The following is a 12,604-nucleotide window of genomic DNA, read 5'->3' as shown; positions in this document are numbered from 1 at the left end:
TGTGACGTAGACCACAAAAACCACTACGCCGGGCGCAGTGGTCAATTTCCTACAGCTTTTAGGGCGAAAAGCTTACAAGAGGGGCCGGGCGGGGCCCCTTTGAGGGGGCTAGGCCGAGCGGCCCAGCAGGTCCCGGGCAATGGCGATCACCTGCATTTCATCGGTGCCGGCATAGATCTGTAAAATCTTGGCGTCGCGCATCAACTGCTCCACCCGCGATTCACGCATGTAGCCGTAACCGCCGTGGATTTGTACCGCTTCGGTGGCTACCTCCATGGCCGCCTGGGCGGCATAGAGCTTCATGGCCGACGCTTCCGCCAGGGTCATTTGCTTGCCCTCGGCGGTCATCTCGATATAGCGAAATACCATGTTCTGCAGGTTGCTGCGTGCCACTTCCATTTTGGCCAGCTTCAGCTGGATCAGCTGGTTCTGACCGATGGCGCGCCCGAACTGCACCCGGTCATTGGCATACTGGATGCTCAGTTCCATGGCCCGCTCCACCATGCCCAGGGCCATGGCGGCCACGCCCGCGCGCTCCTGCATGAAGGTGCCCTTGGCGCCGCTGCGGCCATAGCTGTCCTCACTGCCGCCCAGCAGGCGGTCGGCGCCGACTTTGACATCGGACAGGAACAACTCGCCGGTGGGCGACGAGCCGATGCCCATTTTCTTGAACGGTTTGGATTGCTCCAGACCTTCCATGCCGCTGTCGAGGATAAAGGAGATGATCTTGCGCTGCTCCGGCGCCACACCGTCTTCATCCAGCTTGCAGATCAGGATGATGGTATCGGCGAAGGGGCCGTTGGTGATCCAGGTCTTGCTGCCATTGATGATATAGCCGCCGTTGCCGTCACGCCGGGCCAGGGTTTTCATCTGGCCAAAGGCATCGGAGCCGGCATTGGGTTCGGAGATGGCCCAGGCCCCCACTTTCTCCAGGGTCAGCAGTGGCAGGGCCCAGCGTTCCTTCTGCTCAATGGTGCCCTTGCTCATGATGGCGCCGCCGGCCAGGCCCATGGAGACGCCCATGGCGGTCACCAGGCCCTGGGCATGCCGGCAGATTTCGATGATGGGGATCATGCGCATGGCGGCTTCCTCTCCGGCCATGGCGGAGGGGCCGTCTTTCTTCCGGTCCGCCACCGTCTCGCCGGCGGCGATGGCCTTTTCCCGGGCCAGCTGCTTGTCGAAATTCTGTTTGGCCATCACATCCATGCCGAAGGTCTTGATCAGCTTGCGCAGAATGTCGTACGGCGGCACACCGTTATATTCAATGTCATCCAGCTGCGGCACGATTTCCTTGCTGACAAAATCGCGCACCATCGTCTGGATCATCTGTTGTTGTTCGGACCACTGGATCATGGCTTGCCTCTTTAAAGGGGAAAGGATCCCTCAACCCTAGCAACCGACCGGTTGGGGGTCATTGATCAAAACAAGCGTTTGAATTGACCGTGGCGGTCAGCGTGGCAGCGGGCGGATGCAGGGCCGAGGCTCGAAACTGACCGCCATCACCAGGGCGTTGTCGCCGCCGTCGCTGGCCGCCGCCTCGATGTCCTGGGCCCGCAGGCGCGGGTGCCGGCCGTCATAGAACTTCCGGGCCGCGCGGGCATTCAGGGTGCGCTGGCGGGCCGCGTCATAGGAGATGCCGTCGCCGCCCAGCAGGCCGCGAATATATTCCGCGCAGGCCACGTCCTCGTCGCCGGTGGGGTGCGAGGCCACCAGCACCACACAGGGCGGGTTCTGTTCCCGCAGGTAATGGGCGGTGGCGCGGGCATTGACCAGCCCCGCCACCAGCACCTGCTGGCTATCGCGGGCACGCAGGGTGGCGGCCACGCCATTGGTGGTGCGCAGGATCATTTCCCGGCCCTGCAGCTCGGCCTGGTCGATCTCCCAGGGGGAATTGCCGAAATCGAAGCCATCGATGGGTAGTGCTTCCACCTCGCCGGCCAGCAGGGCCTCGGGGCAGTGTTCATCGCGCAGGGCAAAGGCCTGCTCGGCGGTGGCCACCGGCCAGATACAGCGCAAGCCGCCCCGGAAGGCGTGATGACTGGTGGTGAAGGCGCGGATCACGTCGATCACCACGGTGATGCCGTGGATGTTGTGGGGCGGGTTATGGCCCTGGGCAATATGAATCTGCATTGTCCATCCTTCCCCGGGCCATGGGCTGCAATGAGGTGCCGGTGTTGCCGGGCTCAGAACAGCAGGCCAATGCCCCAGGTGGTGTTGTTGAAAATATCCTCGTCGCCGTCCAGATAGCGTTCGGCGGCAATGGTGAAGGTCAGCCGGTCCCCCAGGGTCATGCGGTCCTTGGGCGTGTGATGGCCGCTGAGAAAATCCACCACCGAGCGGAAGTTGAAATCGGAGCGGAAGCGCAGCAGGTCCTTGTGGTTACCGTAGCCGTACTGGATCTGCACGATGCGCCCGAAGCCGATACCGGCGTAGACGTTGTTGACCCTTTCATCGTTGGCTTCGGACTGGGCATCGGAGCGTTGCTCCGGGCGCAGTGGCGACTCGCCGAACTTCTTGGTGGCGACACCGGCATTGACGGCCACACTGGAGTAGTTGGCGTCCACGAAAAAACCGGTATCGATGTCTTCGGTGGGGTCCACGCGGCCGGCGGAAATTACCGTACCGCGAATCAGGGTAACGCCACTGTAGCGACCGGAATCGGTGTCCGCATTGGCGGCGCCGGCAGTGGCAAGCATAAGCAGGATGGCAAACAGCCTTGTTGTCATTGGTATTCCTCCATGCAAGTAAGCGCATTATGCCTAACGGGCTGTTGAAAAACAGCCCGTGTCTTCCCTTTGCGTACGCCGGCCGCAGGTTGTTTTTTTCAGAGGCGGCCTAACGGCCCGCCGGCGTGCGTGCCAGCGTCCAGACACTGACCCGCCGGGCACCGGCATCCAGCAAACAACGGGCAGCGGCCCGGGCGCTGCTGCCGGTGGTCATGACATCATCCACCAGTACCAGATGCAGACCGGTCACAGGCTGCACACAGCGAAATGCCCGGCGCAGGTTGTGCCGTCGTTGCGAGGCGCGCAGGCCCTGCTGATGGGGGGTGGGGCGTTGTCGTTGCAGAGCGGGCAGTAGCGGGCGTTGCCACTGTTTTGCCAGCCGTGCGGTGAGGCGAGCACTCTGGTCAAAGCCGCGCAGCCAGCGCCGGCGCCAGTGTGCCGGTAACGGGCAGAGCGCATCCGCATCCGGCCAGGGTAGCACCTGGCGCTGCAGCAGTTGCTGACAGGCGCGTTCCGCGGTCAGGTCGCCGCGGGACTTGTAGCGGGTGATCAGCCGGTCCACGGGAAAACCGTAGAGCACCGCCGAACGGGCGGCGCTGAACGGTGGCGGGCGGCGTATGCAGCGGCCGCACAAGGGTGGGTCGGGGCTGTCGACCGTGGTAACCGGTGTGATCTGTGGTAGGCCGCAACGGCACGGATTGGCTGGCAGCGCGCTGATTAGCGCCGTACAGGGGGCGCACAGCGCGCGGCCCGGCTGCCCACAAAGCAGGCAATCGGACAGGTCAAAAAATAACCTGCAGTAAACTTTTTGCAATGCTTTCAGGTTGACAGGCATGGGGGCGGCTTCTAGTCTGCGTTTGTAACTCACAGGAGAAAAGCATGCCCGCCACCGCCAGCACCGCCCAAGCCGCCCGCGCTGATAATGTTGTACGCCATGACTGGAAACGCAGTGAGATCGATGCCCTGTTCGCGTTGCCGTTCAACGATCTGCTGTTCCGGGCGGCCAGCATCCACCGGGCTCACTTCGACGCCAACGCGGTGCAGGTGAGTACGCTGCTGTCGATCAAGACCGGCGCCTGCCCGGAAGACTGCAAGTACTGCTCCCAGTCCGGCCACTACAACACCGAGCTGGAGAAGGAAAAGCTGCTGGAAGTGGCCCGCGTGGTGGAAGAGGCGAAGGCGGCACAACAGAAGGGCGCCTCCCGGTTCTGCATGGGTGCCGCCTGGCGCAGCCCCCGCGACAGGGACATGCCCTACGTGCTGGACATGATCCGTCAGGTCAAGGGCCTGGGCATGGAAACCTGCATGACCCTGGGCATGCTCAACGAAGAACAGGCCGGTGCGTTGGCGGAGGCGGGCCTGGACTACTACAACCACAACCTGGACACCTCGCCGGAATACTACGGCCAGGTGATTACCACCCGTACCTATAACGATCGCCTCAGCACCCTGGCCAATGTCCGCGACGCCGGCATGAAGGTCTGCTGTGGTGGCATCGTCGGCATGGGCGAGCAGCGCGATGACCGCGTGGGCCTGCTGCAGCAGCTGGCCAATCTGCCGCATCATCCCGAGTCCGTGCCCATCAACATGCTGGTGAAAATCGAAGGCACGCCGCTGGCGGACGTGGACGACCTGGACCCGTTCGAGTTCGTGCGTACCGTGGCGGTGGCCCGCATCCTGATGCCGCAATCCTATGTGCGGCTGTCCGCCGGGCGCCAGGAAATGAATGACGAGGCCCAGGCGTTGTGCTTCCTGGCCGGCGCCAATTCCATCTTCTACGGCGAGCGTCTGCTGACCACCGATAACCCGGAGGCCACCCACGACCGCCAGCTGTTCAGCCGGCTTGGTATCCACCCGCTGGACCCGCGCCATGAAGCCTCCGACGAGGCCCACGAGGAAGCCATCAAGGCCCGGGTGGCCGAGCAGCAGGCCGAAGAGGCCGGCCTTTTCTATAACGCCATGGACGCCAAGCGGTCGCCCAAGCATGTGCTGGACAAGGACACCGGGCGGCCGGCCACTGGCCACTGATGCCGGGCGTGTAGGGCGGAAATCGGCGTTAGCCGATCTCCGCCGAATCGCGCGGATGGAGCAGATGTTTCTCCAGACATGGATTGGTGCTTACGCCGTGGCGGAGATTGGCTCACGCCAATTTCCGCCCTACGGGGCTTCGAAATGACCTTTGATCTTTCTGCCGACCTTGAAGAGCGTCACCGCCAGCATCGTTATCGCCAACCGCAAATCATGGAGAGCCCCTGTGGTCGCCATGCGGTGGTGAATGGCCAGCGTTACCTGAATTTCTGCAGCAACGACTATCTGGGCCTGGCCAATGACCCCGAGGTGATTGCCGCCTTTCAGAATGCGGCCGGTGAATGGGGCGTTGGCAGCGGCGCCTCCCATCTGGTGTGCGGCCATCAACGCCCCCATCAGGACCTGGAAGAGGCGTTGGCCGCGCATACCGGGCGCGAGCGGGCCTTGCTGTTTTCCACCGGCTACATGGCCAACCTGGGTGTCATGACCGCCTTGCTGGGCAAGGCCGATGCGGTGTTTGAAGATCGCCTCAATCATGCCTCCCTGCTGGATGGCGGTTTGCTGAGCGGCGCCCGTTTCCGGCGTTTTGCCCACAACGATGCCGATGCCCTGAATCGTCTGCTGCAACGCAGCGAGGCCCGTCGCAAGCTGGTGGTGGTGGATGGGGTCTTCAGCATGGATGGCGATGAAGCGCCGCTGGCAGCACTTGCGGACGTGTGCGAACACAACGGTGCCTGTCTGATGGTGGATGATGCCCATGGCCTCGGTGTGCTGGATGAAAAGGGCCGCGGCTCCCTGTTTGCCCAGGGCGTGAATGAGCGCACCCAGATTCTCATGGGGACCCTGGGCAAGGGGCTGGGCACCGGCGGTGCCTTTGTGGCCGGTAGCGCCGAACTGATTGAAACCCTGATACAGTTCGCCCGCACCTATATCTACACCACCGCCATGCCGGCGGCGGTGGCCGCCGCCACCCAGGTCAGCCTGGCCAAGGCCCGCCGGGAATCGCACCGCCGCGAAAAGCTGGCGACCCTGATTGCCCGTTTTCGTGACGGTGCCCGCCAGCTGGGGCTGACCCTGATGGGCTCGACCACCCCGATCCAGCCGATTCTGGTGGGCAGTGACGAGCAGGCGCTGGCGCTGAGCCAGGCCCTCAGGGAGCAGGGGCTGCTGGTCACCGCCATCCGCCCGCCCACCGTGCCGGAGGGGCAGGCACGCCTGCGGGTGACCCTGTCCGCGGCCCACGACACGGCCGACGTGGATGCGTTGCTGGCGGCGCTGTCGCAATATCAAGAAACTGATTAGTTAACCACCGAGCTCACGGAGAACACCGAGTAAACGCAGACATGCCTTGAACCCCGTTTGCCTGCGACCGCCTTGCAGTGTGGTTGACTCTGTGTGCTCTGTGCCCTCTGTGGTGAAAATGAAAGGACGTCCAATGCCCAAGCTGATTCCGTTCCACAACACCTACAAGGCCACTGGAGTCGACGATGCCCAGGCCGAGGATATTGTGCTGATCCATGGCTGGGGCCTGCATGCCATTGTCTTTGACGACATCGTGCCGGCGCTGCTGGCGCATTTCCGGGTCACCGTGGTGGACCTGCCCGGCATGGGCCAGAGCCCGTTGCCCAACGCGGATTACACGCTGGATTTTCTGGCTGACCAGGTGCTCGACATCATGCCGGAAAAGGCCCATCTGCTGGGCTGGTCCCTGGGCGGGCTGGTGGCGCTGGCCATGGCCGGCAAGGCGCCGCAGCGAGTGCAGTCGGTGGTGACCGTGGCCACCTCGCCGCGTTTCACCACGGGGCCGGGCTGGGAGGCGGCCATGAAGCCGGAAATCCTGGCCAAGTTCGCCGAAATGTTCGATGAGGACCAGGAGGGCACCCTGGTGCGTTTTCTGGCGCTGAACTGCAAGGGCAGTGCCGCCATGCGTGAGGACACCGCCCGGTTGAAGGAGATTCTCTATTTCTGCGGGTTGCCGGCGCCCAGGGCCCTGCGTGGCGGCCTGGATATTCTTCGTGATGCGGACCTTCGGGATGTGTTGCCCGGCCTGCCCATGCCGGTGCTGATGATGTTCGGCGAGAACGATCATATCGTGCCCGCCGCGGCCATGGCCGACAGTGCCGCCCTGATTCGCAACGGCACCACGGCCCTGATCGAGCAGGTGGCCCATGTGCCGTTCCTGTCCGCCCCCGAGACTTTCTCCCGAGCCGTCTATGACTTCTATCGTGAACACCGACTGGTTGGCTGAGCCGGTAGTGCGTTACCCGGACAAAAGCGCCGTCAACGAGCACTTCAGCCGGGCGGCGCGAAGCTACGATGCCCATGCCATCTTGCAGCTGGCCGTGGGGCGCGCCCTGGTACAGCGCCTGCCCGGCGAGTTGCCGGTGCCAACGGCCCTGGATCTGGGGTGTGCCACCGCGCCCTTTGCCCGCGCCCAGCAGCAGGCCCTGCCACAGGTGCAGTGGCAGGCGGTGGATCTGTCCCGGGTGATGCTGGCGGAGGCCGCGGAGCGGGGCCGGCTCAATGACCACTATCGCCCGCTGTGCGCGGACGCGGAGACCTTGCCACTGGCGGATGCCAGCCAGGGACTGGTGTTCAGTTGCTTTGCCCTGCAATGGTGTGATCCGCAACGGGTGATGACGGAAATCCACCGGGTGCTGGCCCCCGGTGGCCGGCTATTACTGGCCCTGCCGCTGGCCGGCTCCCTGCGCGAATTGCGCGATAGCTGGCAGGCGGTCAATGGCCGCCCCCATGTGAATCGCCTGCCGGCCCTGGCCGACTGGCAGGCGGCGACACAGCAGGCCGGGTTCGCCGATGCCCAGTTGCAGCAACAGGTGATGGTGGAGTCTTACCACTCGGTCAAACAGATCGCCCGCCGCCTCAAGGCCACCGGCGCCGACCATGTCAGCGGCGCCACCGGCCTCACCGGCAAGAACGCCTGGCTGGCGATGGTCAAAGAGTACGAGAGCAAACGCACGGAACAGGGCTTGCCGCTAACGTGGAATGTACTGTTTCTGGATGCGGAAAAAATCGGTTAACCACACAGAGGTCACTCACAGCACAGAGAAACAGGATGTAGCGTTCTGCCCTCTGTGGTGAAGCAAGCATATGGAAAACCAGAAACCCCTTCTCCCCGCCCTCAAGGGCATCTTCTTTGTTACCGGTACCGACACGGAAGTGGGCAAGACCTGGGTCAGCTGCCGCCTGCTGGAGCGGGCCCGTGAGGCCGGGCTGAGCTGCTACGGGCTCAAACCGGTGGCCGCCGGCTGTGAGCAGACCGGCGAAGGCTGGCGCAACGACGATGCCCTGCAGTTGATGGCGGCCAGCTCCGTGAAGCTGCCCTACGAGACGGTCAACCCGGTGGCGCTGAAGGCGCCCATCGCGCCGCATATCGCCGCCCAGCAGGAAGGCAGGGTGATTACCCTGGCACGCCTGGCCGGCTATGTGCGGGGCGCGCTGAACGCCCACAAGGCGGACCTGATTCTGATCGAGGGCGCCGGTGGCTGGCGGGTGCCGCTTAATGATCGGGAGATGCTGGCGGGCCTGGCCAGGGAGCTGGAGCTGCCGGTCATTCAGGTGGTGGGCATGAAACTCGGCTGCATCAACCATGCCCTGTTGACCGCCGAGGCCATCGAAAAGGACGGCCTGCGCTATGCCGGCACCATGGCCAATACCTTCGATGGCAATATGGCCGTACAGGAAGAGAATCTGCTGACCCTGCGCCAGCATCTGCCCGGCGCCTTTGCCATCGTTTAGTGCTGATTTTTCATGGTCTTGCCGTGCCGCTGTCATGCCCTGTTCATGGGTAACTGGGCGGTTACAGCCGACAACATAGCACTACAGTGCCACCACTCAAGGCAAACAGCCTTAATGCAACTTCCTGCCTAATCTCCCTGATATCAAAAGGGGGATTTTTTCATGGATCGTAAACGACGCCGCCTGGTGGCGGCACTGGGGGCGGGTACCGCCCTGTCCGTTACCGGTTGTGGCGGCTCCGGGGGTAGCAGTGCCGGCCCGGTCAACACACCCACACCCAATCAGCCGGGCCCGGTAACACCGCCGCCCGAGGAGGCGCCCAGGGTTCGTTTCGAGCATGGGGTTGCTTCCGGCGACCCTCTGGCCGACCGGGTAATACTGTGGACCCGCGTCACCCCGCAGGGCGAGGACAGCGACATCGCGGTGACCGTCACCGTGGCCAGCGACCCGGCCCTCAACAGTGTGGTGGCCCGTTATGACGTCCGCGCCAGTGCCGCGCACGATTTCTGCGTCAAGGTGGATGCCACTGGCCTGCAGGCGGATCGCTGGTACTACTACCGATTTGCAGTGGGTGACCAGCTTTCGCCCATCGGCCGCACGCGAACCTTCCCGGCGGCGGGTGACTTCATCGACCGGGCCCGCTTCGCGGTGGTGTCCTGCGCCAACTATCCCTACGGTTTCTTCTCCGTGTACCGGGCGGTGGCCAACCATAGCGATCTGGATTTCGTACTGCACCTGGGCGATTACGTTTACGAATACGGCCCCGGCGAGTACGGCGACTTCCCCGAGCGCGACCCCAACCCGCCCTATGAGATGATCAGCCTGGCCGACTACCGGGCCCGCCATGCCCAGTACAAGACCGACGAGGATCTGCAGGCGGTGCATCTGCAGTTCCCCATGATCGCCGTCTGGGATGATCACGAAAGCGCCGACAACAGCTGGCGCGACGGTGCCGCCAACCATGACCCGCTCACCGAGGGGGACTGGCGCACGCGCAAGCAGGCCTCCGAGCAGGCCTACTTCGAGTGGATGCCGATCCGCCCCCGTCAGAGCGGCGACACCAGCACCATCTACCGCCGCTTCCAGTTCGGTGACCTGATGGACCTGATCATGCTCGATACCCGCCTGGAAGGGCGCGACGAGCAGCTGGATCTGCCGCTGGATCCGGCCCGCAACAGCGAAGACCGGCACCTGATCAGCGCCACACAGATGGATTTCCTGCTCGACCATCTCAGCCAGTCTTCCAGCCAGTGGCGCTTCATCGGCCAGCAGGTCATGTTCGCCCAGCTCAATATCGCCGAGCTGCCCAGCCTGGACGAGCGCAGCGCCCAGCTGCGGGGCAACCTGTCCGCCATCAACATGGACCAGTGGGATGGCTACGCCGCCGACCGGCTGACCATCCTCAATCACCTGGATGACAATCGCATCGACAATGTGGTGATTCTCACCGGTGACATCCATACCTCCTGGGCCAGTGAGATCTACCGCAATCCGTCCAGCCTGCTGGGTGACCTGTTCGAGAAACCGCTGGCGGCGGAATTCGTTACCCCCGCAGTGACCAGCCCGGGTTTCCCGGAAGGCGCGGCGGAAGTGGCCGGAGCCCTGATCCCGGTGGTCAACCCGCACATCCGCTATGTGGAAGCCAAAACCCGCGGCTTCATCCTGGTGGACCTGACCCGAGAACGCGCCCAGGGCGAGTTCTACTACGCGCAGAGCATCGAGTCCTATGACCTGCGTGGCCAGATCGACAGCAGCAAGACCAAGGTGGTCACCGTCAACAGCGGCAGCAGCCGCATCATTGAAGACCGCCCGGTATCGCGCCCGCGCACCCTGCGCACCGCGCTGCTGCATCCAAGAATCAATGACGAGGTGGTGTCATGAACAATCAGACGGAGGGCGGTATGGCCCGCTTTTGTGTTAAGTGGCTGCCGCTGGTAGCGGCCCTGGCCCTGGCCGGTTGTGGTGGCGGGGGCGGCGGTGCCAGCCCGGCGGATAACCCCGGTGGTAACAACAGTGCCACCCCCAACGAACCGGAGCTGCCCGACGAGCAGCCGGTCACCGAAGCACCGGCCCAGGCCCGGGTCAGCTTTGTGGTGATCGGCGATTCCGGCGAAGGCTCCGACGGCCAGTACGCGGTGGGCAAGGCCATCGCCGATGTCTGTAACGCCAAGGGCGGCATGGCCGAGGCGATGACCGATAGCGACGCCCGGCCCGGTTGTGACCTGGTGGTGGGGCTGGGGGACAACATCTACGAAGCCGGTGTCACCAGCGTTGATGACCCGCAATTCGCAGAGAAATTCGAAACACCCTTCGAGCCGGTCAAGCTGCCGTTCTACATGGTGCTCGGCAATCACGACAACACCGGCTATGTGGGCGGCGATGGCGCCGGCAATGCCCGGGGCGAATTCCAGGTGGACTACACCTTCTTTGACGGTCGCCTGTCGAACCGCTGGCACATGCCCGACCGTTACTACAAGCAAAGCGAAGGGCAGACCGCCGATGGCCGGCCGCTGGTGGATTTCTTCGGTCTGGACTCCAACCCCATCGCCGGCGGCTTTGCCGACCCGGACCTGACCTACTCGTACCACACCTACGGTCTGGCAGAGCGCAACTGGGCGGTTAACGCCCTGGCCGGCTCCGATGCGGTCTTCAAGATCGGCATGGCTCACCACCCGTACCTGTCCAACGGCGACCATGGCAACGCCGGTAATTATGACGGTGTTCCCAGCGCCATTCTGCCGGTGCTGGCGGGCAGCCGCTGGAAGGCCTTCATGGAAGAGGCGGTGTGCGACAAGACCGACTTCTTCCTGGCCGGCCATGACCATGACATGCAGGTGCTGGATGCGGTGCCGTCCTGTGGCCGCACCGAGTTCGTGGTCAGCGGCGCGGCCAGCAAGAGCCGTTCCCTGAAAGACCCGGAGCGCAACGCCGCCCTGTTCCAGCAGGGCGACACCTACGGGTTCTTCTGGATGCAGGCCAGGGAAGCCGACATGGCCACCCAGACCCCGGCTCGCATGTGTCTGGAGGCCTACGTGGTGGATGCCAGCGCCGAGGGCCTGGGCGTGATCAGCCAGGGGCAGCTGACGCCGGCCTTCACCCACTGCTACGACAAGCAGCCGATGACCGGCATGATGGCCGGCAACGATTTCTCCGGGGAGCCCATGGATGGCAGCGGCATTCCCACCGCGTTGCCCCTGCCGGATGGTTTTGATGCCGCCTTCACTGGCCCGCTGCAGCAATTCCGCGAGGCGCTGATTGCCGGCTTCAACCAGGCCAGCACCTCCCTGCCCGAGGGCCCGCAGCAGCAGGTGTTCGCACAGCTGGTCACCGCCACCGATACCCTGTTCAACGCGTTGGATGCGGCCACCGCCGCCATCCTCAGCGGAGACGACAGTGATATCACCCAGTCCTTCCAGGCGGTGCTGGCGGCGTCCCAGCAGCTGGATGCCATTGATACCGCTTCCCTGCCGGCACCCTTTGATCAGCTGGGTGGCGCCTTTGAGGCCCTGGCGCAAGGCTTTGGCAACGGTAACACCGAGGCCGGAGGCAGCACCGTGGACGACGTGGCCTTTATCGCTGGTCCACTGGTGGAGCTGTCGCGCAACCTGAACAATATCCTTGATGGGATCGAGGAGCAGGTGCCCGCCGAGGTGCCAGTTTTTGCCGGGCTGACATCGGTGCTGTCCACCGTCTCCCTGGGGCTTGCCAATACCCTGGAGCAGGTGGTGCTGCTGGATACCAGTGCCACGGGGGAGGAGCTGGTGGGCACCGTGCAGGCGACCCTGGAGAATGTGGTCAACGACGTGCTCTGGCTCAACCGGATTCCCGGTGCCGAGGACTACACCACCTTGCCCGGTGATGCCCTGTCCTCGGTGCTGTTGACCGTAGTGCGCGAGGTTACCGAACAGCTGGATGAGCGCCTGCTCAGCCCGCTGGCACCGCTGCTCAACCTGCTGTCACCGTTGACCAATCTGCTCAAGGGGTTGCTGGGTAACCTCTAGTCACGGCGGTTCTCTCCCTCCCCGAGGCGTTGTCAGAGGGGTCATCGTTGACCTAACCCCACCCGACCTCCCCTTGAAAAGGGGGGGCTTGGT

General features: G+C 63.9%; 11 protein-coding genes. 7 read left to right on the top strand and 4 right to left on the bottom strand.

Annotated features, from left to right (window positions below):
* Nucleotides 1-108: 108 nt before the first annotated feature.
* The 4 genes from A11A3_RS01340 to A11A3_RS17995 form a co-directional block, all read right to left on the bottom strand.
* Nucleotides 109-1,353 (bottom strand): acyl-CoA dehydrogenase family protein, encoded by a 1,245-nt coding sequence (locus A11A3_RS01340; RefSeq protein WP_008927459.1) that lies wholly within the window; start codon nt 1,351-1,353, stop codon nt 109-111.
* Between the two features lie 96 nt (nt 1,354-1,449).
* Complete coding sequence (locus A11A3_RS01335; RefSeq protein WP_008927458.1) at nt 1,450-2,130, bottom strand: 2-phosphosulfolactate phosphatase; 681 nt, start codon at nt 2,128-2,130, stop codon at nt 1,450-1,452.
* 53 nt (nt 2,131-2,183) lie between these two features.
* Nucleotides 2,184-2,726: a hypothetical protein gene (locus A11A3_RS01330; protein ID WP_008927457.1), complete on the bottom strand. Its 543-nt coding sequence runs from the start codon at nt 2,724-2,726 to the stop codon at nt 2,184-2,186.
* Nucleotides 2,727-2,835: 109 nt separating this feature from the next.
* Nucleotides 2,836-3,288: a ComF family protein gene (locus A11A3_RS17995; protein ID WP_237738801.1), complete on the bottom strand. Its 453-nt coding sequence runs from the start codon at nt 3,286-3,288 to the stop codon at nt 2,836-2,838.
* A 317-nt stretch (nt 3,289-3,605) separates the two neighbouring features.
* Between A11A3_RS17995 and bioB the strand changes: the two genes are divergently transcribed.
* The 7 genes from bioB (at nt 3,606) to A11A3_RS01290 (ending at nt 12,511) form a co-directional block, all read left to right on the top strand.
* The gene (gene bioB, locus A11A3_RS01320; RefSeq protein WP_008927455.1) at nt 3,606-4,754 is read left to right on the top strand and encodes a biotin synthase BioB; all 1,149 of its coding nucleotides are present in this window, start codon (nt 3,606-3,608) and stop codon (nt 4,752-4,754) included.
* A 144-nt stretch (nt 4,755-4,898) separates the two neighbouring features.
* Entirely contained in the window at nt 4,899-6,056 is a 1,158-nt protein-coding gene (gene bioF, locus A11A3_RS01315; RefSeq protein WP_008927454.1) for an 8-amino-7-oxononanoate synthase, read from the top strand.
* A gap of 133 nt (nt 6,057-6,189) precedes the next feature.
* A complete protein-coding gene (gene bioH, locus A11A3_RS01310; protein WP_008927453.1) occupies nt 6,190-7,002 on the top strand; it encodes a pimeloyl-ACP methyl ester esterase BioH in 813 nt (270 codons plus the stop codon).
* A complete protein-coding gene (bioC, locus tag A11A3_RS01305; protein WP_040296553.1) occupies nt 6,968-7,792 on the top strand; it encodes a malonyl-ACP O-methyltransferase BioC in 825 nt (274 codons plus the stop codon). Before bioH ends, bioC begins: the two co-directional genes overlap by 35 nt.
* Before the next feature lie 70 nt (nt 7,793-7,862).
* Nucleotides 7,863-8,510: a dethiobiotin synthase gene (bioD, locus tag A11A3_RS01300; protein ID WP_008927451.1), complete on the top strand. Its 648-nt coding sequence runs from the start codon at nt 7,863-7,865 to the stop codon at nt 8,508-8,510.
* 162 nt (nt 8,511-8,672) lie between these two features.
* Nucleotides 8,673-10,391: an alkaline phosphatase D family protein gene (locus A11A3_RS01295; protein WP_008927450.1), complete on the top strand. Its 1,719-nt coding sequence runs from the start codon at nt 8,673-8,675 to the stop codon at nt 10,389-10,391.
* On the top strand, nt 10,388-12,511 hold the full coding sequence (locus tag A11A3_RS01290) for a metallophosphoesterase (protein ID WP_008927449.1): 2,124 nt from the start codon (nt 10,388-10,390) through the stop codon (nt 12,509-12,511). The genes A11A3_RS01295 and A11A3_RS01290 overlap by 4 nt, the downstream gene beginning before the upstream one ends.
* Nucleotides 12,512-12,604: the final 93 nt, after the last annotated feature.

The organism is Alcanivorax hongdengensis A-11-3, from assembly GCF_000300995.1.
Lineage (GTDB): Bacteria > Pseudomonadota > Gammaproteobacteria > Pseudomonadales > Alcanivoracaceae > Alcanivorax > Alcanivorax hongdengensis.
This window is presented reverse-complemented; position numbering and strand designations above follow the sequence as displayed.